General features: G+C 69.1%; 22 protein-coding genes and 1 pseudogene. 5 read left to right on the top strand and 18 right to left on the bottom strand.

Annotated elements, in window-relative coordinates; translation table 11 throughout:
- The first annotated feature begins 1,338 nt into the window (after positions 1-1,338).
- Both ACMTAK_RS00575 and ACMTAK_RS00570 read left to right on the top strand, forming a co-directional pair.
- Complete coding sequence (locus ACMTAK_RS00575) at positions 1,339-1,998, top strand: MarR family transcriptional regulator (protein WP_413804293.1); 660 nt, start codon at positions 1,339-1,341, stop codon at positions 1,996-1,998.
- Positions 1,992-2,408 carry a hypothetical protein gene (locus ACMTAK_RS00570; protein WP_413804292.1) on the top strand — a complete coding sequence of 139 codons (417 nt, stop codon included), beginning with the start codon at positions 1,992-1,994 and terminating at the stop codon, positions 2,406-2,408. Before ACMTAK_RS00575 ends, ACMTAK_RS00570 begins: the two co-directional genes overlap by 7 nt.
- A 510-nt stretch (positions 2,409-2,918) precedes the next feature.
- Here ACMTAK_RS00570 and ACMTAK_RS00565 read toward each other — a convergent pair.
- From ACMTAK_RS00565 to ACMTAK_RS00545, 5 genes are all read right to left on the bottom strand, one after another.
- Positions 2,919-3,125: a hypothetical protein gene (locus tag ACMTAK_RS00565; protein ID WP_413804291.1), complete on the bottom strand. Its 207-nt coding sequence runs from the start codon at positions 3,123-3,125 to the stop codon at positions 2,919-2,921.
- A 77-nt stretch (positions 3,126-3,202) separates the two neighbouring features.
- A complete protein-coding gene (locus ACMTAK_RS00560) occupies positions 3,203-3,508 on the bottom strand; it encodes a hypothetical protein (protein ID WP_413804290.1) in 306 nt (101 codons plus the stop codon).
- A 79-nt stretch (positions 3,509-3,587) separates the two neighbouring features.
- On the bottom strand, positions 3,588-4,037 hold the full coding sequence (locus ACMTAK_RS00555; protein ID WP_413804289.1) for a hypothetical protein: 450 nt from the start codon (positions 4,035-4,037) through the stop codon (positions 3,588-3,590).
- Positions 4,038-4,139: 102 nt separating this feature from the next.
- On the bottom strand, positions 4,140-4,589 hold the full coding sequence (locus ACMTAK_RS00550) for a hypothetical protein (protein WP_413804288.1): 450 nt from the start codon (positions 4,587-4,589) through the stop codon (positions 4,140-4,142).
- A 141-nt stretch (positions 4,590-4,730) separates the two neighbouring features.
- A complete protein-coding gene (locus ACMTAK_RS00545) occupies positions 4,731-5,201 on the bottom strand; it encodes a hypothetical protein (protein WP_413804287.1) in 471 nt (156 codons plus the stop codon).
- Positions 5,202-5,880: 679 nt separating this feature from the next.
- Between ACMTAK_RS00545 and ACMTAK_RS00540 the strand changes: the two genes are divergently transcribed.
- Positions 5,881-6,711, top strand: a complete 831-nt coding sequence (locus ACMTAK_RS00540; RefSeq protein WP_413804286.1) for a M55 family metallopeptidase — start codon at positions 5,881-5,883, stop codon at positions 6,709-6,711.
- 74 nt (positions 6,712-6,785) lie between these two features.
- Here the strand turns inward: ACMTAK_RS00540 and ACMTAK_RS00535 are convergent.
- From ACMTAK_RS00535 to tap, 6 genes and pseudogenes are all read right to left on the bottom strand, one after another.
- Positions 6,786-8,435, bottom strand: a pseudogene (locus ACMTAK_RS00535) (IS1182 family transposase); the annotation flags it as partial.
- Positions 8,436-8,611: 176 nt separating this feature from the next.
- Complete coding sequence (locus ACMTAK_RS00530) at positions 8,612-8,800, bottom strand: hypothetical protein (protein WP_413804285.1); 189 nt, start codon at positions 8,798-8,800, stop codon at positions 8,612-8,614.
- A gap of 28 nt (positions 8,801-8,828) precedes the next feature.
- Entirely contained in the window at positions 8,829-9,107 is a 279-nt protein-coding gene (locus tag ACMTAK_RS00525; protein ID WP_413804284.1) for a hypothetical protein, read from the bottom strand.
- Between the two features lie 14 nt (positions 9,108-9,121).
- Complete coding sequence (gene tpg, locus ACMTAK_RS00520; RefSeq protein WP_413804283.1) at positions 9,122-9,676, bottom strand: telomere-protecting terminal protein Tpg; 555 nt, start codon at positions 9,674-9,676, stop codon at positions 9,122-9,124.
- A gap of 8 nt (positions 9,677-9,684) precedes the next feature.
- Positions 9,685-9,942 (bottom strand): hypothetical protein, encoded by a 258-nt coding sequence (locus tag ACMTAK_RS00515; RefSeq protein ID WP_413804282.1) that lies wholly within the window; start codon positions 9,940-9,942, stop codon positions 9,685-9,687.
- Positions 9,943-9,945: 3 nt separating this feature from the next.
- On the bottom strand, positions 9,946-12,072 hold the full coding sequence (gene tap / locus ACMTAK_RS00510) for a telomere-associated protein Tap (RefSeq protein WP_413804281.1): 2,127 nt from the start codon (positions 12,070-12,072) through the stop codon (positions 9,946-9,948).
- Between the two features lie 162 nt (positions 12,073-12,234).
- Here tap and ACMTAK_RS00505 point away from each other — a divergent pair, with 162 nt between their 5' ends.
- Positions 12,235-14,079 carry a zeta toxin family protein gene (locus ACMTAK_RS00505; protein ID WP_413804280.1) on the top strand — a complete coding sequence of 615 codons (1,845 nt, stop codon included), beginning with the start codon at positions 12,235-12,237 and terminating at the stop codon, positions 14,077-14,079.
- 52 nt (positions 14,080-14,131) lie between these two features.
- On the opposite strand, the gene ACMTAK_RS00500 is transcribed toward ACMTAK_RS00505, so the two are convergent.
- Positions 14,132-14,461: a hypothetical protein gene (locus ACMTAK_RS00500; protein WP_413804279.1), complete on the bottom strand. Its 330-nt coding sequence runs from the start codon at positions 14,459-14,461 to the stop codon at positions 14,132-14,134.
- Positions 14,462-14,594: 133 nt separating this feature from the next.
- Here ACMTAK_RS00500 and ACMTAK_RS00495 point away from each other — a divergent pair, with 133 nt between their 5' ends.
- On the top strand, positions 14,595-17,261 hold the full coding sequence (locus ACMTAK_RS00495) for an ATP/GTP-binding protein (protein WP_413804278.1): 2,667 nt from the start codon (positions 14,595-14,597) through the stop codon (positions 17,259-17,261).
- An 825-nt stretch (positions 17,262-18,086) separates the two neighbouring features.
- Here ACMTAK_RS00495 and ACMTAK_RS00490 read toward each other — a convergent pair.
- The 6 genes from ACMTAK_RS00490 to ACMTAK_RS00465 form a co-directional block, all read right to left on the bottom strand.
- Positions 18,087-18,410 (bottom strand): DUF4232 domain-containing protein, encoded by a 324-nt coding sequence (locus tag ACMTAK_RS00490; RefSeq protein WP_413804277.1) that lies wholly within the window; start codon positions 18,408-18,410, stop codon positions 18,087-18,089.
- A 300-nt stretch (positions 18,411-18,710) separates the two neighbouring features.
- A complete protein-coding gene (locus ACMTAK_RS00485) occupies positions 18,711-19,376 on the bottom strand; it encodes a nucleotidyl transferase AbiEii/AbiGii toxin family protein (RefSeq protein WP_413804276.1) in 666 nt (221 codons plus the stop codon).
- The gene (locus ACMTAK_RS00480; RefSeq protein WP_413804296.1) at positions 19,373-19,732 is read right to left on the bottom strand and encodes a hypothetical protein; all 360 of its coding nucleotides are present in this window, start codon (positions 19,730-19,732) and stop codon (positions 19,373-19,375) included. The genes ACMTAK_RS00485 and ACMTAK_RS00480 overlap by 4 nt, the downstream gene beginning before the upstream one ends.
- A 194-nt stretch (positions 19,733-19,926) precedes the next feature.
- Positions 19,927-20,739 carry a hypothetical protein gene (locus tag ACMTAK_RS00475; RefSeq protein ID WP_413804275.1) on the bottom strand — a complete coding sequence of 271 codons (813 nt, stop codon included), beginning with the start codon at positions 20,737-20,739 and terminating at the stop codon, positions 19,927-19,929.
- Positions 20,736-21,290, bottom strand: a complete 555-nt coding sequence (locus ACMTAK_RS00470) for an RNA polymerase sigma factor (protein ID WP_413804274.1) — start codon at positions 21,288-21,290, stop codon at positions 20,736-20,738. Before ACMTAK_RS00470 ends, ACMTAK_RS00475 begins: the two co-directional genes overlap by 4 nt.
- Complete coding sequence (locus ACMTAK_RS00465) at positions 21,291-21,425, bottom strand: hypothetical protein (protein WP_413804273.1); 135 nt, start codon at positions 21,423-21,425, stop codon at positions 21,291-21,293.
- Positions 21,426-21,669 lie beyond the last annotated feature (244 nt).

Below are 21,669 nucleotides of genomic sequence, written 5' to 3'. Positions count from 1 at the left end.
GATATGCCCCGGCAAGCCGGGGCATAGTGACGGCTCCGCTGACGCTCCGCCAAATTCCCGCGCAAGCGCGGGAATTGAATTCCGCAAGCGGAATTCCAAAGGAGTGTCAATTCGCGCAAGCGCGAATTGAAAGCACCCGCGCAAGCGCGGGCGCCGAGGCTGGCAGCAAGGGGGGTGCATCACGCTTGCGCCTGTGTAGGGCTTGGGAATCCCAGCCACTACCCCCGCAACGGGATGACGGGCCATCGGCCTGACGGGGTGCCGGCCGCACCTCAGTGACGGGCTCCGCTGCGCTTCACCCGAACCCCTCCCCCAACCTGGAAGCCGCCCTGGCACGTTCACCGATACCCCGTCAGCATACACGCCAACCTATCGCCGCGACACAGGATCTATCGACGTATCACCCGAGCGAGCGAACACCCAGCGCGGCTGATGCATCACGGCAACTAGCTGTGTAGCGTTTGGATCCTGGCCCCGCCACCCCTGCCTTGACTAGAAAACTTCCGGCAGAATTCAGAATTGAGCGGACCCTAAATCGCTCAGCCACAGAACGGAAGCCCCGATATGCAGATGCTGAAATTCAGCGTGCGGAGGTACCGGAGCCGAACGGCCCCTCAGGGCCGGGCGGCGCAACCGACCACCGGCATCGGCCACGCCTCGATGCGTTTGAGCGTCACGGTCGGCACCACCCGAGACGCAGCTCCGCTGATGCCGCCTACGGTCCGCACCGGTCCACGGAGCCGCACGCGAAGCTGCCTCAGCCACAGACCCTGGCCGAGGCGTCGCAGGAAGCCGCCTATGGGCCCCGTACAGACCTCGGCCCATCGATCCGGGCCAGCCCGGGAGGAACGGCCTGAGGCGCGCTTGGGGGCCTTCGCGGGCGCAGTAGCCGTACAGACCGGGTGGCGGCTACGGGCCGGGAATGCCCGAGGGCTACGCAGCGTCGGCTGTACCGGTTGGTGCCGTCGGTAGCGGGGTTGCCCACCGTGGCGGAGGCCCTGGTGTCGCCCCGCGCGCGCGTGCGTCTTAGGGAAAAGAGGGCCCGCGCGGAAAACCGGCTCTGACCTGAGCTTTTGCGGAAGGCGATGTGTCGGCGCTGACACATTGACCTGCGGAAATGTGTCCGTGGTGCCACAGCGACACCCGTATTTGGCAACCCTGCTTGTACAAATTTGGAACATTGCTGGTGAGGGCTGGTTTCGAGGAAACAGGCCTCGAAACCGTTGTGTCGGCGTCGACACCAAAGCGCCACGCCAGCGTGTACAAATCTGCCAACCGAGCTTGAACAACTGCTAGTGTCCGGCGCGACCCCCAAGATCGAGGACAGGACCACCGTCGATGCCCCGCCAGCCCAAGCGCTCCGCCGCCGGCCGCGGCAAGGCCCGGATCACCGCCGTGCCACCCGGTGGTGACAGCGCCTTCCGCGAGACCCTGTCCTCCCGGCTGGGCAAGGACATCAAGCCGCCCACCCGTAAGCGGCCGGTGCAGCAGATGGACGTCAGCGTCCGGTACACCTACCGCGCGCCGCACGACATGTACGGGCGTTCCGGCTACAGCGTGGTGTCCAACGACTTCCTCGCCGACGTCCTGGCCGTGCTCATCGCTCAGCACGGCATGTCGCCGATCCAGTCCGCGGTCCTGCTGTGGTGCATCGGCCGGCAGCGCGAGGGCTGGCTGCGCGCCACCCACAAGAAGATCGCCGACAAGCTGGGTGTGGAGCGGTCGAACGTGACCCGGGCGATCGGCCGCCTGGAGCAGTGGCACATGATCCAGCGCGTGGACAGTGGGCTGATCTTCGTGAACCCGATGCTCGGGTTCGAGGGCAACGGAGACGTGCAGCGCGAGATCCTGGACTCCTTGCGCGACAAGGACGGGAAGCTGCCGGAAGACGTCTTCCCGGCCCTGAACGCCCCGCCGCCACCGCGCAGCGTCCAGCTGGAGCTCGGTGTCGAAGACGGGGAAGATGAAGTGGTCGACGAAGAGGGGCGGGCATGCTGATCCAGGCGAGCGCCGGTTTCGGAATGCTGTACCGGCTGGACCTCACCAAGGCCGCGATGGAGCTGCTGAGCGTCCTCATCGAGCGCCAGGAGCCCGGCGGCGAGGTGAACGCCTCCCAGGCCGAGCTGGGGGCCCGCGTGGGCCTGTCGCGGAACTCCGCGAACACCGCGATGGGACTGCTGGAGAGCAGGAACCTCGTGCTGAGGCCGAAAGACCGCAAGTACCGGACCTACTACCTCCACCCCTACATCGCCTCCTACGCCTCCCAGGAAGAGCTGGAGGAAGCGATCGAGGACGCATCCGAGCGCATCGAGGCCGGCGAACTGCCCGAGATCACCGTTCCGCTCTACGAGACCGCGCCGCCCAAGCGCCAGAGCCAACCGCTCCGGGCTGTCCGCGCCGCCGGCTGATGCCGCCCGCCATCACCCGCGGGTGATAACCAGCCGCGAAATGTGCCCCTGACGCACAGGAATGTGCGTCAGGGGCACATTCGTCTGTCCCAAGCGGTGAGCACCCGGTGCGTACGTCGTTCCCCTCCAGGGGAAAGTCACAGCTTAGGCGCGGGTGGTCGGTAGCACCAGGTAACCGGTTTGTTCTGGTTCTCCAGAACAACCAGCGGCTGCTCCGGCTCGTGCGTACATCGGTCCCCTCTGCGGGAGACCGCAGGCAGCCGTCCCGCACGGTGGCGCTGCTGCCACCGTTTCGTGGCAGCAGCGCCACCGAACAGCGCCGTAGGTCAGCAGACTCTGACCTACGGCGCTGTATGCAGCCGCGCATAGATCTCGCCCGGAGCATCGCAGATCTGCGATGTTATGCAGCCGCCGGGCCGGGCCCACGGCTGTGCTGGCTGTCGCGGAACAGCGGGCGCCGACCGTGAGCAGCGGGGCCGAGGGGCGTGCTGCACCGGCCGGGTCGGCCTGCTACCCGTGCAGCACCCGTGTGCCGCCTGGCCCATGCAAATGCTGCGCTGCACCCACGACACCGCCCTGCTGCAACCCCACCAGGACCACGAGCAGCACCCCACCGACGACGTCCGCCACCCACTCGTGCTGCGACTCGCTGCACACCACGGTGAGCAGCACGACCAGGAGTAGCGTGCCCCGTCGCCGCAGGCCCTCGGCTCGCACCTCACACCCTCACACCGCGCCTCGCCCACCTGGGGAAACGAGGTGTGTGCCTCACAGGAGCAGCCGGGAGCGGCGGTCTACAGGACGGTGCCGTGCAGGGAGCGGCGGTCGCCGGACATCGCGTAACGGCGGGCGGCGAGGCCGTGCTCGAGTTCCTCTCCGATCGCCTCGCACAGCGGGGCGAGGACGTCGGCGGCGTCGGTGTCGGAGAGGTAGGCCGGGGCGACTTCGAGCATCAGCTCGTCAATCGCGTGGGTGCTGGCGGCGAGGTCGTCGACGACGGCGCGCAGCGCGGCGAGGGCGGGATCCGCCGGCGGATCGACAGGCGGCGGAGGCGGGGCGGTACGAACGTCGCGGACGGCCTGGCGGAACACGGCGCGCACGGTCGGCTCATCGATGGCTTGGAGGCCGCTGTGGGCGAGCGTGGTGAGTCGGTGGGTGATCAGCTCCGCGACGTCGCCGCTACGGCTGGAGACGGCGATCAGGGCGCGCTGGGAGAGGCCGTAGTCGAGCGCGGCCGCGGCGACCGGGTCGGTGTCTCGTGCGAGACGTCTCGGTGCCGGCGGCGACGGCGCCGTGGATCGCGGCGAGGGAGCGGGCGACGTCCAGGAGCCGGTACGCCTGGGTGCGGCTGATACCGAACTCCGCGTCGCAGTACGCCTCCCAGCTCGGCTGCCCGAGAGGTGTCCAGACACGGGCGGCGTGCGCGTCGCGGACCCGGGCGGCGAGCACCGTCACGGAGCGCCGGACGTCGTCCATCGCCTCGCGCAGCCCAGCCGTCATCTCCCGGGCCTGCGCCGCGCTGAGCGGCGGCCGCGTCGGTTCGGCGACGCCGCCCTGGTCCTGGTCGTGCTCGCCCATGATTCCATCGTCCTCCGCGCCGGTGGGCCGGACCAGGGCGTAGGGAAGCACGGACGCAAGCTCCAACTCACAGGCTCACAGGCTCACAGATCACCGCGTCTACCTGGGGAGATGGGGTGTGAGGCTCATAGCTGGAGCCGGGGCCGACTCCAGCTAGAGCCCCAGATCGCGCCGGGCTTCCAGCCCGTACTCCCGCAGTTCTGAACCGTCCGTCCCGTAGCACTCCCAGCCGTCAGCCACGTACTGCCGGACCATCTGCCGCAGCAGTTCGCCAGTGGGCGAGGGTCCCAGCGCCACATGGACCACGACGACCGGGCCGGGCTCGTCATAGCTGTCCCACCAGACGGGAACCTTGCCCTCGCGCTCAGGCACCAGGTGGTGCTCGACCGAGCGCACCGGCAGTTGCACCGGCCCCGGCAGCGGGCGGGCCGTCTCGCGGTCAACGACACGCAGCGACGCAGCCATGAGGTAGGTCCCGATCTGCGGGACCGCTGCGGCCCGGTAGCCCTCGGTCCGCTCCAGCGCGCCGAGGTAGCCCTTGGATGGCTCGCCGACCTGTCCGACGCTTTCATAGAACTCGACTCGCACTCCCAGATTGATCACCTGGGGATCCTCCCAGCCCGGCACTGCGGCGTCCGGCGATCCCAGCGGATCGGCTGGGAGACGCCCTGCCCAGGCAAGAATCCCGTTCTCATCGACATCGGCGGCCGCTGTGTCACCTCGGGCGGCGGGGCAGAGGCGCTGTCAGGTGTTGGCGCTGAAGTATGCAGCGGCAGCGTCGATGAATCGGTCGTGTGCGGCCCGTGCGGCGTCCTGCGCTGCGGTGAGCTCCTCGATGCTCGTGGCAGCATCGACCATGTCGTAGGTGGCGACGACCATCGCCTTTGCGGTGGCGTGGACAGCCGGGTCGGGCACGAGGAGCCGCAGCGCAACCAGGGGGCGGGTGATGGCGGAGCGGGTGATATGGGACTTGGCTCGCAGTTCTTCCAGCTCATCGTTGCTGGCGCCGCGCAGCCGAGCCTCTCCGCGCATCCACAGGGCCCGGCGGTGGTCGGAGTCGGCGGAGGCGAGCGTGGTCACCGCGTCGAGCCTGTCACGGCGCAACTGCTCAGCGGCGGCTGCGCGTTCGGCGCGGCCAGCCGCCAGGTGTTGGAAGGTGCCGGTGACGATCGATCCGAGGAGCGTCCCGATGACGGCAACGAGAGTGGTGATCACGGGCTGCTTCCTTGGTCGGGTGTCTGGTCCCGGGCCAGAGCTGAAACGGGTGCGGCCACCGTTGATCATCGTGATTTGTGTGGAGTAACGATGAGACGGTGGCCGCACCCCGTAGGGCTCGGAGAGTGTCGGTCCGTACGTGGTGACGGTCCGTGCCGTGGCTGAGGAGCGCGGCAAGTCCTGCATCCATCGCGCCACTGTGGCGGCCGGCGCGCGACCAGCACGAGACGATGATCAGCCAGATGACGACTCTGGCCTGCCCACCTCGCTGTGCGGCTTCAGATGGTCGACGGAGGAAGACCGCCCCGTGAGCGGTTTGCCGGACTGCCGCGAATGCCTCCGCGAGCTCCAGCTCGGTGCCGAACGGCCCCGCGGCAACTGGTAAGCAGTAGCCACCCGGCTGACTACGCGTTGCCGCCCAGGGTGGCCACTGGTGGATCCGGCCGTGGATACGATGCGAAACGCCCCGACCCCGGCAGCTGCAAGACACTGTTGGCGAATTCGGTTCAGAAGCTTCTCCTGATCCTTGCGTGACAGAAAGGTGTGCTCGCGTACAGGCGGATGAGTCCGAAGCAGCTGTGCCCGCCCAAGCCGAAACCAGGTGGTCGCGAGCTGGTGCAGGAACCAGAGGATGAGTAAAAGGCGTCTCCCAGGCGATCAAGCTTGAGGGGATGGCAGAGTGCGGATCTACATCAGTGCGGACATGGAGGGCGTCACAGGGCTCGTTGACGCTGACGACGTCCAGCCCAGCGGCCGGGACTACGAGCGTGGACGGCTGATGATGGCTGAGGACGTCAACGCCGCCGTCCGTGGCGCCGTCACGGCCGGCGCCACCGAGATCACCGTCAACGATGCGCACGGCCCGATGCGCAACCTCCTACCCGAGTCCCTGCACCCGGCAGTCCGCCTCATCCGCGGCAAGCCCAAGCACATGGGCATGTTGGAAGGCCTCAACCCCGAACACGACGCTGTCATCTGCGTCGGCTACCACTCCCGGGCCGGGGCACTCGGCGTTCTCAGCCACAGCTTTATGGGCCACGAGATCGAAGACATGTGGCTGGACGGCCGACCCGTCGGTGAGATCGGCCTGACCCACGCCACCGCGGCCGCCATCGGCGTTCCGGTGACGGTTCTCACCGGGGACGACTGCGCCTGCACAGAGATGTCGGAACGCGACGCCTCGGTGAGAACTGTGGCCGTGAAGTACGCACGGGACCGATTCGCGGCGGATCTACGCCCTGCGGAAGAAGCACGTGCGGCCATCGAGAAAGCGGTCGCCTCCAGTCTCTCCACACCGCCGAAGGCACCGGTGGCCCCTGCGACCCCATCCACTCTTACAGTGCGCTGGCAGTCGGCTTCAGTGGCCTCGACCCTCCTTGGAATCCCAGGGGTTACCTCAACAAACAGCCGGACGGTGCAGGCGCAGGGCACTCTCCCCGGCCTTTACCGGCTGTTCGGCGTGTGGATGCGGGTGGCAGCGTCCCTGACCAACCAGCCACCGTATTGCTGACCGTCACGCGAGCGCGCGACGGTCAGCAGCTTCCGCCCCCCTCGCGCTCTAGGAGCAGGAGTTCTGCGCGGGGGGGGGCGGAGCGCTGCCAGGTGAGAAACGCGCGTCCGGGCCCGTGGGGTATCGGTCCACCAGGCGTTGAGGCGGTGGAGGTTCATCGCGGTGGCAGTGAGCTGGTGCTGTAGCCGCGCCTTGGCCAGGCCGTGATAGCGACATCGCCGCAGGCCGAAGGCCCGAACGCCTTGGGAGATCGTGCCTTCGACACCGGCTCGGTGTGCGTACTGTTTTTTCCATTCCTGGGTGTCTTCCTGGGCCCGCGCCTGCTGGATCGCCTCATACTCTGCTTGTGGGCGGAGGGTGATCCGGCGGCCCATGTCCGACTTGTTGTTGGAGCGGGTGCACTGCTCTCGGGCCTTGCAGGGACGGCAGGCGGCTGTCGGAAACCGTGCTCGGACTACGGCTGTCCCCTCCTGGGAGCGGTCTTCGGCCCATCGGCTGCTGGTCGCGCCGTTCGGGCAGGTCGCCTGCTGGTTCTCCCAGTCGATAATGAAGTCGGCCTGGGAGAAGCCACTGCCGTCCTTGGTCTGCCAGCTGGTGGATGCGAGAATTGGGCCCACCAGGTTGACTTTGTGGTCTCGGCGGGCGGTGACTACTTCCCGGGCTGTCGCGTAGCCCGCGTCGACCAGGTGGTGGTCGGGCAGGAGCTCGCGTTCGGCGAGGTGGGCGTGGATCGGAGCGACCAGGCGCACGTCCTGGACGGTGGAGTCGGTTGTGGCGACGTGTGTGATCAGGTTTGGGCTGTCCGGCTCGCAGATTTCGGTGAGGTGGACCTTGTAGCCGTCCCAGAAGATGCCGCGTTTCACGCTGCCCCGCGCGTCGGTGTCGTAGGGCGTGACAAATCGCTCCGCGCCCGGCGGGCGGTCCTTGAGGTCCCGGCGGTGGACCTGCCCGTCGTCGACGAAGTACTGCTGGATCCACATCTGCCGCAGGGTCTGGACCCGGTCGAGCAGCTTTAGGGACGGCGGGGCGTCCGGTCCGTGCAGGGCCGCCAGCAGGCTCAGCCCGTCGGCGCCGATCTGCTCGATCAGCTCGGTCTGCTTGACCTTCCCCTTGGGCAGGCGGGTGTCTTCGAACCGGATCGCGTACCGGTCGAACCACTCAGGTGGAACCCAGCCGGCCAGCCACTCCGGCTCGCGGACGGCCATGCTGTTCAGCGTGGCTCGCAGGGTCTCACCGAGCCGTACCAGTCCGTTGATCTGCCGCGCGGCGGACAGCACGATCGTGGAGTCCGTGCGCGCACGGCGGCCATCCTTGAGCAAGCCGCGTTCCGCGGCGGCCTCAAGGACTCGGTCCAAGAGCAGGATCCCGGCGTCTCCTGCGATCAGCCGGTCCCTGAATTCCGTCAGTACCGAGTGGTCGAATCCCGGATCGGCCAGCTCCAGCCCCAGCAGCTACTTCCAGTCCAGCCGCCCGCGCACCGTGTCCGCGGCCTGCCGGTCCGACAGTCCCTCGGCGAACTGCATGACCGACACCAGCGCCAGCCTGCCCGGCGACCACGCTGGCTTCCCCCTGTTCGGATACAGTCCGGCGAAGTCGGCGTCCAAGAACAGCTCGCCCAGCTCGTCACGGATCCGCATCGCCAGGCTGCCCTTCGGGAACGCAGCCCGTGCTACCCGAGCTGTCTCCTCGGGGACTCCGTCGATCTTCCTGGCGTGCAACGACACCGGCCCTCCCCAAACGTGACGTCGGCTTCCACGACCACAACGGGTCGTGGAAGCCGACGTCACGTTCAGCCCCAGGATTCACCAACAGTGTCGCTGCAATGCCGGGGTCGGGGCGTTGTCACCAGGTGGCTACCCGAGCCAGACGATGTCCAGCGTGGCGGGAGGAGCTGCGGGGCTCAGAGGCTCCATCCGATGCGGTTGAAGACGTAGCCCCGCTCCGCCAGCTCGCTTCGGGAGTCGGTCTGCTCCCGCGCCCACACCAGCGGGAGGACCAGGTCCTCGGTGGGATCGGCCGTCGGGTAGTCGGCCCAGACGTCTCCCTCGTTGTCCAGCCACACGCAGGCGTACTGCGCGGACCTGTCCACCTGCGGCACTCCGAAGGTGGAGACCAGTTCAGTGCGGCAGACAGCGATCCGGGACAGGACATACCAACTCGCCTCGGGAGATGGGACGGCCCTCAGCCCACACCAGCGGCAGCACGTGGTCGTCCAGCGGCACGGTGGGATAGTCGGCCCACACGCCGCCGTCCTCCTCCAGCCACATGGCGGCATGGGTGTCGGCGGGAGGGGTCTCCGGTGCCGTGACGCAGGCTCGTACGCGATCAGGAGGGCGGGCCTCCTGACGCTGGCCGGGCTCACGGACGGCGTCGACGGCCGGGAATTCCGTGGTCACGATTTCCCCTGCTTTCAGAAGTCCAGGTCCAGATAGTCGATGTCGTTAATGGCGACGTCCGAGAGTCCCAATGCGCGGGCACCGCCGTCCTGGAAATACACGTCCTTAAAGCCTTCGGCGATGATTCCACGCATCTCCTGGTCGCTGGCTCCGGCGTCGCGGGCGTCGAACAGGCGCTGCGCATACGTGGGAGGGAGGTGCACGGTGAGGCGTCGGAAGCGTCCGTCGTCGGTCGTGCCGACCGGCGCGGTGTACCCGAACCGGGCTCGGGTCTCCACTGTGATCCCGCCGGTGGTGGCGGCCTGGCGCTGGCGACGCTTGCGCACCTGCGGCTGCCACCGCTGCCGTACGGCGTCGTCGATCTTCGCGGCGACGTCGGCGCGGGCGTGCTTGCGGGCGCCGCGCCGATAGCGGTTGACGGAGTCGGCGGTGACACCGATCTCCTGCGCGACGGCCTTCGCGCTGCCCAACTGCTTGAGCAGGTAGCCGATCTGGCCCTTGAGTGTCTTGGGCGGCTCCCGGGTGAAGCCCTCCCGGTCGGCCCGCTCGATCGCGTCGTGGATCTCCACGGCGGTATTCAGCTCCCTTCGGGGGTGGGGTCCTGGCCGTCGGGGTCGACCAGGCGGAACCAGGTCTCGCGGGTCTCGTGGAGGTCGTGCCTCCAGAGTTCGAACCGACGCGATCCCCGGTGGGCGCGCATGGAGAGCTGCAGGGCCTCCATGCGCGCCTCCAGGCGGTCCAGCGTCCGATCCAGCTCCGCGCCGGCCTCCAGCGACGACGTGCCGCTTATGGCGGATCCGCCGTAAGCGGCGGGCCGGCCGGTGTCGGTGGCCACGGTCTACTCGCCTTCGTCCAGGACGGCGTCGCCGCCCTTGATGTGGCGAGCGGGGTTGTAGCCCTGCTCCATCAGGTCGACCGCCCACAGCATCGACTGGGCGCCCTCCAGCTTCGCCAGGCCGGGCGTGGGTCCGAGGCGGAAGGCGCCCGGTTTCGGCTTGCCGGACTCCGCGTAGGGCAGGAAGTCCAGCGGGCTCGGGCTGGGAGCGGGGTAGACGACGCAGTCGGAGAGCACCGCCAGCGGGTACAGGCCGGTGAACTCCGCCATCTTCAGCATCTTGCGGTGCATGTTGACCCGGGCCTTGGAGATGACGGCGGCGCGGATGTCCGGGCGCCAGGTCGGGCGCTGCATGGCCGGCCACGGGTCGCCGTCCTTGTAGCCCTTGCCCTGCGGGTTCTCGAACAGTTTCCCGATGCCGCCCTTGACCGTGGCCTTGATCGCCGCGAGTACGGCGGCCATCGCCGGGTCGACGTCCTTGTGCCGCTCCATCGCCGCCAGGAACTGAGCGTCCGGCAGGTCCTTGGTGACGCCGAGGTCAGCGAGGGTATCGACGTACGCGGTCTTGAGCCGGTCGTGCCACGGGTCCAGGTACGCGCCGGTCTCACGGCGCAGGTACGCCTCGATCGGCTCCACGTTGTAGCCGAGCTCCTGGGCGTAGGCGACGGTGTGTGTCTGGTACCAGGCAGGTCCCGTCGGACGCTCGCCAGTCGGCGTGAACGGCGAGGGCAGGCGCGGATCCAGCTCCACGTGAGAGAGGTCGACCAGCCAGGAGCCAGGGATCTTCGGGTTGAACTTCGGGCCCACGAAGTGGTCGGGGGCGGACAGACCGACGACCAGACGGGCGGCGGCCGCGAGGAAGGCGGTGTTCAGGTCCAGGCCCACCGCGTGCGGCAGCGTGCACTCCTCATCGGTGAGCAGGTCCACCGGCCGCACCCACTGGTACGCCTCCTCGTGCAGGAAGCCGCCCTTCCAGCCGGAGTGGTAGACCGCGGGGTGCTCGTGCTGCCCCTCCGGCGGCGCCGGGTCCATCGGCTCCGTGCCCAGCGATCCGGGGTTGTGCCCGCTCACCCAGTTGCCGGTCTCCTCATCGCGCACCGGGCGCGTGGGCGGGCGCAGCGCGGTCATCAGCTCCAAGCCGTTGACGGCCGTGCCACCGCGCGGGGTGATGACGCGCTGGGCGTAGATCCCGAGGACGCGGGCGACGTCGGCCGGTTCCATCTCGGACACGCCGGGCCAGGCCCGGGAGTCGAGGGCGTCCCACGGCAGGATCGCCAGCTGCACGCACTGCCGGTCGCGGCCCTGGGCCTTGCGGTAGATCCGGGCCCACGGGCCGAAGCCGCGCTGAGTGAGCTGCCACTTCGCCTTCAGGACCTGCTTGACGACCGGGTGGTCCTCCGGCAGGCGCAGGCCCCGGCGGTCCTCCAGGCGCTCGGGCAGCCCGAACCGTGCGGCCGCGGCTGCTGTGAGCACGATCAGCGGGTCCTGATCTTTGCCGTGGCGGTGCAGCTTCGGCGCACCGAGGCCGGACTCGCGCAGCGTCCACTCCACCAGCTGGGGGATCGTGGCCGCGGGGCAGTCCAGCACGATGCCGTCCGCGCCGTACGCGGAGCCGTCACCGTCCAGCACGGCGAGCGGGCCGTGCGGGAACCGCGGGTCGGTCGCGGGCTTGACGGCCTTCTTCGCCGCCGGGCGCCGCGACGACGTCGCCAGGCGCGCGGACGGACGGGTGGGACGCGCGGGCGCGGCAGTGGCGGCGGGCGCCTCCACCGGCGCGGCGGTCTCCGGCTCAGCCTCGGAAGCGACTGGGCCGGTGAACGTCTCCGGCGCCTCCGGCTGCGATGCGGTGGCCGGGGTGGGTGCAGCAACGGGGGAGCCGTGCGCGGGGTACTTCGCCGCCCAGCCGTTCAGCAGTCGCTGGTATGCCTCCAGGCGCGGCGACTTCGGCTCCGAGCGGCCGTTCTCGTAGTTCTTCACTGTCTGCGTCGACGTCTTCAACGCGGTCGCGAGACGGGCCTGGGTGATGCCAGCGGCCTCGCGCAGCCGGGCGCGCTCCGCCGGGGGTGGGAGTTGCGGCTCCTCCTCCAGCAGCGCGTCGACGGACGCGAACAGCTCTTCCTCAGTTGCCATATCTCTCTACCTCCACCCCGAACACTAGCATCTCTTGCCCTAACATTTAACCCATTCCTTTAACCCGTTCGGATAAGTCTGATAGGGTGATCTTGACGTTACGCGGAGCAGTACGGACGCCAGCAGGAGGGGACAGTGGAGGGATCGGGCAAGGCGCCGGACTTGTCGTCTGAAGCACCAGGGCAACCCCCGGAAGCGGGCCCGGCTGGGTCTCCTGCAACAGCTCCGGTCAGCGCCTGGTCCGAGGAGGTCCTCACCAACACCGTCCTGCCCGGCGCCCTGGAGGGCGCGGTTCCTCAGGCCCGGCCGGTGGTGGTGTACGTCCTGGGACAGCCCGGCAGCGGCAAGACCACGGTCATCGACCTCGTGCACGCCGCACTGGCGGCGCGGGGCGGCGCGGTGCGGGTCGACCGCGACACCTACAAGACCCACCATCCCCACTACGGCCAGTACCTGGCCGAGGACGTGCGCACCGCCGGGGAAAGGGCCCGGCCGGAGACGTACCGGTGGCAGGCCGCCGTGGAGGCCGCGGTACGCGAGGGCCGCTACGACGCGGTCGTGGAGGTACCGCTGGCCCGCCCGGACGACTTCCTCGCCGGTGCACTCGCGTCCCGGCAGGCGGGCTACTGGGTCGAGGTCGTGGCCCTGGCCGTGTCCTGGGCGGTCAGCGAACTCAGCGCCCTGGAGCGGTATCTGCGCCTTGCCCGGGAGGGCCGGGCGCCCCGGTACGTCTCCTGGGACAACCACGGCACATGCGCCGACGCGCTGGTCCCGACCCTCGGGGCGGTGGAGGCCGCGCACCTGGCGCACCGGCTGTTCGTCATCCGGCGCGGCGAAGCGGCGGCGCTGGAGGTCATCTACGGCAACGAACTCGGCCCCAGCGGGCGTTTGCTCCGCCCGGCAGACGCCCCGGGCGCGGTGCTCACCGAGTGGCGCCGGCCGTGGGGTGCCAGGGAGACGGGTCGGGTCCGTCGGCAGCTCGTTGACGCCGACCGGCGCCTGGCCGATCCCGCGCTGCCGGAGGACTGGACGCTCGCGGTGCGCCGCAACTCCGAGCGCGCCGCCGCGCTGGCCGAGCCGGTCCGGCGCATCGCCCAGCCCCGCCGGGATGCGCCCGGGGTGGACTACCACCGGCTCTCCACCGAGGAGCACAAGTGGATCTACGACGAGCTGATCGTGCCGTCCCTGGGGCCTATCACCGGGCAGGAACAGCCGGTTGTCGTCTACGTGATGGGCCAGCCGGGCGCCGGGAAGACGCGGCTCGCCCAGATGATCCTGCGCAGCCTGCGCAATCCGGTGCACATCACGGGCGAGATCTTCAAGCAGGCTCATCCGGACTACCTGCAGCTGCTGCGCGAGGAGCCGCGCACGGCCTCGGCCCGGATACGCACCGACTACCGGGCCTGGCAGGCATGGGCCGAAGCGCACGTGCGCGATCGGCGCGGGGACATGGTCATCGAGATCACCCCGGAAAGCGCTGCCCAGTTCGCCGCCCGCGCGGCCGTGGACCGGCAGGCGGGCTACCGCGTGCAACTGGCGGCCCTGGCGGTCCGCGAGGCCGATTCCCGCCAGGGCACGGCCGCCCGTTATGCCCACCTGAGCCAGCGGGACATTCCCGCGCGGTTCACCACCGCCGCCGGGCACAACGCTTGCTTCGCCGTCGTCCCTGAGACGGTGGCTCTGGCCGAGCAGATGGCCGTGGTCGATGAGGTGGTGGTGATGCGGCGCGATGCCCATCCCCTCTACCGCAACCACTTGACCGACCAGGAGCGTTGGGCCCGACGCCCTGCTGCCGACCTCGCCGTGACCGCGGAGCATTACCGCCCCTACACCCTCGAGGAAGCTGCTGCGTTCTGGGCCACCCAGCGCTGGCTGCACACAGCGGTGCCGCAGTACCGCGACGACCTGGTCGCGATCGCCGGGCTGGCCTGCCCCCTGATGCCCACCCAGCGGCCGCACCAGCTCGACATGCCCTCCCCCGCCGCCGCGCTGCCCCTGCCTGCCTGACCGGCGGCGCGGCCCGGCACCCGAACCAGTCTGGGCCCGCGGCGCCCCGCCGCTACGACTCGGGGCCCGGTTCGGCGGCTTTCAGCTCCTTCAGCCGTGTGGCGTATTCGGCGGCGATGCGCGCGATCTCCTTGGGCCCGGCGTCCTTGAGTCGCTGCTGGTCTTCCACGCACTTCTGCCGCTGCGTCTTCAGCTCCTCCAGGCGCTGCTGGTCCCCGGAGCGCCGGGCGAGCAGCAGCGCTCGGCCGTGCCAGGCGATGACGGCCCCCACGGTTGCGAACGCCTCCTCGTATGAGACGGCATCGCCGCCCGGGCCCTGGGCCGGCTCGGACGAGGGGTGCGGGTCAGAGGACGAAGGCGAGGACGATGCGGCGTCGTGCATAGGAAGACCACCTCGGTGCCGGAACCCACAGCGAAACGATCATTCTCGTTGTGGGCTGAAACGGGGACTGGGCCGACCACGGTACGCGGCATACATTGGGGCCCAGTGATCACTTCCGGGGGGACCTCATCACATGGACCTACGTGCGCTGTTCAGCTCCAACGACCCCGTGGGCAGCAGTGAGGCGTTCACCAACCGCCAGAGTCAGTGGAACGTCATCGCCACCGCCATCGAGGAGCACCTGCGGCACATCGCTGCCCCAAGTTTCGACGTGGAGGACCTGGAGAGCCCGCGTACCAACGTGATCGTGTTTCACGGGGTGGGTGGCGTCGGCAAGTCGACCCTGCTGCGCAAGATCGAATCGGCGCTCACTGCGGCCGAGCAGCGCCCCCAGCAGTGGGGTGCCCCCGCCTGGGCAGGCGAGACGATCCTGCCTGTCCGTATCGATCTGGCCCGCTCGGCCTCCATGGACTTCGAGCGCGTCGTGCTGACGATCCGACTCGCCCTAGCTGCCGCCGTTGGCCGCCCCCTGCCCAGTTTCGACCTGGCGCTGCGCCGCTACTGGGACGCTCAGCACCCCGGGGAGCCGCTCGAGGAGTACGTCCGGCGCACCGGACTGGTGGGCAAGTTCGGACAGCTGTTGCCGCAGCAGGTGCAGTCCGCGGTCAGCCAGGCCGCCGGGGCCTTGCAACTGCCCGGCCTGGTCGGATCGGCGGCCGGGCAGGTTGCCACGGCGCTCGTGCAGGCACTGCGCGAGCGCCGCGAACGTGCACGGGCCCTGGCCGGCTGCGCCCGGACCGCTGCTCTGCTGGAGGCCGACCCCGACTTGGAGGGGCTTTCCTACTATCCGCACCTGCTGGCGTGGGAGATCAGCCGTCTGCCGGCCAAGCGAGCGGTGGTTCCGGTCATCCTGCTGGACACCTTCGAGGACACCGGCGACCGCCACCGCGACACCGAGCGCCTCCTTCAGCGCCTGGTGTGGCTGATGCCGAACGCGTTCTTCGTGATCGGCGGCCGCAATCGCCTGGCGTGGGCCGACCCTGTTTTGCAAGGGCAGTTGGACTTCACCGGCCCTCACGCCTGGCCCGGCCTTGCCCTTCAGGCCGGGCAGCCTGCCCGGGCCGCGGGCGGCGATCGCCAGCACCTGATCGGCGACTTCTCCCCCGAGGACTGCGACGATTACCTCGCACGCCGCCTCACCCAGGACGGCCAGCCGCTCATCACGCCCGCCATCCGCGCTGTCATCACCGAGCGCGCCCACGGGCTGCCGCTCCATCTGGACCTGGCCGTCGCCCGCTACCTGGAGATCCGCCGCACCGGCCGCACCCCCACCCCGGACGACTTCGACCACACCTTCCCTGCCCTCGTCGCCCGCGCGATGTCGGACCTCACCGTCGACGAGCGCCATGTCCTGCGCAGCGCCAGCCTGCTGGATGCTTTCGACCTGGAGCTGGCCACCCAAGCGGCGGGCCTGACCCACCAGGCGGCGGCACGCCAGCTCGTCGAGCGTCCGATGATCAGCGAGGATACGTACGCGATCTGGCCCTACCACCTGCACGGCGCCATCCGCACCGCGCTGCGGGCTGATGACCACACCGAGGACCGCTGGACCCCCGCCGACTGGAACCGAGCCGCCGAACGCGCTCTGGCCGCCCTCGGTCGGCAGTGGCAGGACACCAGCGCCCTGCTTCCCAGCCGGGCCCTCCTCATCGCCTGCCTGCGTCAGGGCCTGCGCCTGGCCCGCGACCACCACCTGGGCGACCTCGGCTGGCTCACCGACGCCGCCTTCACCTACACCGACGACTCCGTCTGGGAACCCCTCGCCCCACCCACCCACACCCCCGGCACCGGGCCGCAGACCGGCCCGGACACGCCCGCCGACGCCCTGGCCGAACTCCTCACCGCCATCGCCCGCCGCCAGCACGAACACCGCGAACGCACCGCCGAACGCCTCACCGCCGTCCTGGACACCGGCCTGCTCTCCGGCGAACTGGCTGAGCTGGCTCTGTATTACCGGGCCAAAGCCCACAAAGACCTCGCCCGCACCGACGCGGCCCTGGACGGCATGCGCCAGGTCGCCGACGCAGGCGGCCGGCTCGCCCCGCGCGCCCGCCGCGGCCTGGCCAACCTCGCCCGCATCCGCGGTGATTTCCCCACCGCCCTGGCCGCCATCCCCACCCTGGGCTGGGAAGGCCGCCACCACCGCGTCCTGGCCCACATCCGGTGGCCCCACGGCGACATCGACCGCGCCATCGCCGCCTTCGAAGCCGCACGGGCCGAAGCAGAACAGCACGACGCCCCGGGCGAGCGGGCCATCGCCCAGACCCTCCTCGCCCTGGTCACCGCCTTCACCGACCCACACCGCGCCGACGACGAACTCGCCCTCGCCCACCAGTACCTCGCCCAGCTCGACCAGCGCGCCACCACCTACTACGCCACCGTCGCGGCCCTCATCCGCGACGCCGGCACCGACCGCGACGTCACCGACCGCGCCACCGTCCTGCACACCGAGAGCACCGTCGCCGGTCTTCCCTGGCTCACCCCACTCATCCACACCGCCGTCGCCTTCCACCACGCCGTACGCGATGCCCAGGACGACCTGACAGCCACCATCGACCGCCTGCGCGAGACGACCGCGAACGGTGACTTCGCCTACTACGTCGACATCGCCGCGGCCATGGGCGGCCGGCCCCAGCCCGTTGGAAGCACCGTCCTGTGGCTCGACGACGCACACACCGTCCGACAACGCTGGCGCGCCCTGGTCACCGCCCGGCGCGGTCATCTTCATGTCGATCTGTGAAATGGCCGCCCCTATCGGCTCTGCGCTCCCGTGCCAGGGCCGGTGTCCGTGCGGGCGCGCTGTGTCCTGAGTCGGTGAGCCAGCGAACGACGGCCCGGAATGCACGGTATTTCCCTGTCCGGGAAATTATCGCCGTTACTATTCGTTCGTTACCATTTGTTGCTCTGAGGTTCCATCGAGGGGAGGAATTTCCCTGCTATGGCACGGGGTCGCCCCCTACACCGCATAGAGTGAACCTGTGGCTCGGGTTACCTGAGCCTCTCGTCGGTCTATCGACCTCTTCGCCGGTTGTGGAGGGAGGTGAGATGTATTGGCGAAACACAGGAAGCGGCCAGGCCGAGACTTTGGTTTAGCGCGCTTGATGATCACCTTCGTGCGACTGGTCGTAGCACTGATCATCTGGCGCGATAGAGACCACTAGCCCCAGCCTGACCGTCTCACACTGGGGGTACCTCGGCCAGGAGGTGCCCCCAGTTCACTGCCGACACAACACTATGTGCATGCAATGACTGTTGCGGTTCACTGTAGTACAGGAACATAGGCCGCGATTAGTGATCCCAATAGTTGGCCACTTTATTCGCGACTCATTGGCAAACTAGTTCGCGAGCATTCGACTCGTCATTGCTACTGCAGAGTGAATATTTGGGCTGGTTTCAGCGTCTTCCTGCCAGTCGGTGGTCGGTGTATGGCGTGCATCCGGTGACCGCCGCAGCGGGGTTTGGCCAGCTCCGTGCGGCGTGCCGCAGCGTCGCGTGCCGCTGCCCTGGTGCCGTCACATACCAGCGCAGCGGGTCAGTGGACCTTCGTGGCACAGCTGTGGGCTGGTCAGCCGATGGGGTTGACGAAGGTGCCGGGGTGGGTGGCGCTGCGCTGGTCGACGAGGCTGTCGGTCTCCCGGGGCCACTCGATCTTGAGGGCCTTGGTCTCGTCGGGCGGGGTGATCTCGACCCAGGCCGGCTGGTAGAAGCCCTCGTCCTCCTTGGTGAAGGCGAGGTTGAGGGGGAACTCGGTGCTCTGCCCGGCCGCCACCTCCAACGAGCTCCACTTCTGCGAGGAGCGGGCCAGGGACCAGCGCTCGCCACCGTTGATCGAGGTCAGGTCCACACCGGGGAAGCCGCCAAGCTTGCAGGAGTAGGAGCCCTTGTTCATCAGGACGATGGTGGCGGTCGTCGTGCCCTCCCCTCGCCCCGGCGAAACTCGGCGGGACCCTGACCAGCATCAAGGCGGTACAGCGCCGCGTCGGCCCGGCCGACGCGTCCCGGCTGCTCCAGCGGAATGAGCGGGCCCGGCTCTACCACATCGACCGGCCGCTGGTTGAAGGGCTCAGGCGGGCCTTCGCGATCGCCGACACCAGCCCCGACCTGCTGCGCGGTGAACCCGCCACACGCGTCACCTGACGTGGCCGCTGGGCGTTGTATGCCGTCCGCCTCTCGTCGGCGCGACCGCGTGTCAGTCGTCGGTGGGATGTTCGTGCAGGCGCCGGGTGAGGTCGTCGCACCAGTCCCGGGCCCAGGCGCGCAGGGTGGCGGTGTCCGCATCGGTGAGGCCGTAGGCGGTGAACTCCTCGTCCTCGTACCACTCGGCGCCGGCCAGGCGGGCTTGGAGGTCCTCGAGGCAGAACTCGTCGCGGGCGTGGCGGCGGCCGAGTGTCTCCAGGTCGGCTGTGGTGTGGTGGCGGGAGGCGGCGTGGACGTCGATGAGGTCGCGGACGGCTCCGCGGTCCGCCAGAGCCCGGACCTTGGTGCCGATGACGTCGTCGAGAGCGAGGACGGGGCCGTACTCGGTAGCCGTGGGCGGGCGCCAGAAGGCTTCTTTGAGGATGTCGACCTCGCACTCCTCGCCGCTGGCGGGGTCCGTGACGACGAGGCGGCCGGATAGTGGGTCGACGCCGATTTCCTGCACCTGCCAGCCGCGCTCGGTCAGCCCAGCGGTGAGGGTGTGGGTGATCTCCGCCATGGGGGCGGGGTTCTCCGTAGCGACGTCGAGATCCTGGCTGAGCCGGTCGACCAGGCCGTGGGCCTGCACGGCGTATCCGCCGGTGATGACCAGCGGGTAGGGGGTACCGATGGCCAGGACGTCGGAGAGGAGCCGGCGGTGCGGGTCGCTGAGGTTCACGCTGCGGCTGCCGGGCGGGCGGCGGCCAGCTCGGGGAACGCGGCTTCCCACACATCTCGGATGGCACGGCTGATCAGCGTGCTCAGCACAGGCCACTGGGCGACCAGGAGGTCCCGGTTCAGCAGGGTGATGAGGTCACCGTGCTGCCCTTCGGCCAGCACGGTGCGGTACATGCTCATCCGCGACCGTGGCCGGTCAAGATCGAACCGTGTCAGTCCCGACCAGGCCACATGCAGTGGCAGCTGCACCGTGCCGTGCGCCGGCCCGGCCAGCTCGCCGAGCGAGGCAGGCAGCCTGCGGGCATACCGCTCCCGCAGCACCTCGGCAGCAGACGGCGACGGCTCGGCAGCAGGCATGGCGGACATGCAGACCAGTATGACGCAGCACTCAGGTCATCTCCTCGGCCAGCGACGGCCGCGCAATGGCGTCAGAGGGAGGCCCGTTCCGGCGTGCGAAGAACGAAGGCCACCCGGGAGATTCCGGGTGGCCTTCATCTTCTGGCTTTCGGCCGCATGCTGCCGAGTCGGTGCCCTTCGCCGCTGTCTGCTGGCTACGCGAAGTGCTCTTCGAGCTCGGCGGCGAGGGCCGGGTCGGGCCGTGGCACATGGCCGTAGTCCTCATCGGCGAATGCGTCCAGCCGGCATACGGCATCCGCGAGCTTCGCGTGATCCAGGGCCCAGCAGGACACCTCGACCACCTCGGTCTCGCGCTGGTAAACCGTAGCGGGGCCCGTGTCCGTATCGGTGATAACCGTGGGCCGAGGAGTGGACGACATCGGAGTAGGTGGGCCGATGTTGATGCCAGGGCAGAGTTCACCGCCGACGCCGGAGTGGAGCTCATACGCCTGGCTGAACCAGAACGCGGCCATACCTTCCTCGCTGTACTGCGCGTGGTGCAGGTAGAGGCAGTAGGCAGCGGTTGCCATCCCGGCGCCGGCGGCGAACTGCCACCAGAACTGCGCGCCCTCGTGGCGATCGGACAGATACAGCAGGCAGGCGAAGGTCAGCGCCCCGGCCGGCTCGATGCGGGAACGATTGTTGACCAGCCGTGCCATCGCATCCACCGTGTCGGGGTTGCGTACCACCTCCGACGACAGCCAATCCAGTTCGGCCGTAGCCTGCCGGAAGCGTGCCCGCGCTCCCCTGTCGGCGTCGGCGTGGGTATCCGAGCGGACCCGGAGGTCGGACTGGGCCTTCACCATACGAGCGCAGTGATCCATCTCGTCGGTGGCCTGGCTGACCGCGAGCCGGGCGATGCGCTTCAGCGATGCCTCCCAGTCGAAATCGCTGAACTCGTCGGCCAGGACCTCCGCCGTCGGCAGTGTCGCGTCGATGTAGGCGAGTTCGTCCCTTCCGCCGCTCATACGATCTCCTCCTCTTCCATGCTGTTCCCCCGGCTGGTGCCTCGGATGCCCAGCTCCCTGGCCAGCTGCCGGCGCGCCGCATGGATGTGCGAGCGGACCGTCCCATTGGAGACGCCCATGATCTCCGCGACCCGGGGGAGGTCGTAACCCAGCAAGAAGCGGAAGATGATGACGTCCAGCTGACGCTCGGGAAGGTTCGCGATCGCCGCGTACAGGCCCAGCGACGACTCCATCACCTCCAGCTGGCGACGGGCAGTGGCACGCACCCGGTCGAAGACCGCGGTCTCCACGAAAGCGCTCGCGCGCCCCGTGCGTACCAGCCGGGAATGGATCGCGGAACGGAGGACCGACTGCGCGTAGCGTTGCACGCTGGGCGCGGTCAGCACGTCCGGCCAGCACTGCAGCAGCTCGGCGAAGGCCAGCTCCACCGTCTCGATCGCGGCCTCGCGGTTCCCGAGATGCAGCTTGGCGTAGCGCAGGTAAGCGCGATGATACTGCTGGTAGAACGCCTTGAAATCGAGAGGCGGTTCGTCCGGTACCTTGCTGGCCATCTACTCCTCCACCGCCTGCTGCGCGCCGATGATCACGTGCACTGTCGGCGCGGGTTGAGCGAACGCTGCCTGGCCTATGACCTGGGCCGTAGTGGTGGCTGTCGCCGACACGTCCTCGGCGAGTGCGGAGTTCACCAAAGATTCCTTTCACTCAAGGCATCGTCGACTCCGCCTCATGCGGGCCGAACACCTTATGTGATCAGGCCATCACATAGCGGCCCTGTTCGTTCAGCAGCCAAACCAGCTATCTCAACAAATAGGCGCACTCACCCCGCTGCGCGCCCCCTTTCCGCTTCAAGAGCTTCGTCCGCATGCCGTCACCCGGTACCCGCCGCGAGGCAGGTCGCACTGGTGTGACTGAGCGCCGTAGTTGGCGAGT

The sequence above is a fragment of the Streptomyces lacaronensis genome (assembly GCF_047337785.1).
In the GTDB taxonomy this organism is placed as follows: Bacteria; Actinomycetota; Actinomycetes; order Streptomycetales; family Streptomycetaceae; genus Streptomyces; species Streptomyces lycopersici.
The sequence above is the reverse complement of the archived record's forward strand: the minus strand, read 5'-3'. Positions and strand labels throughout refer to the sequence as shown.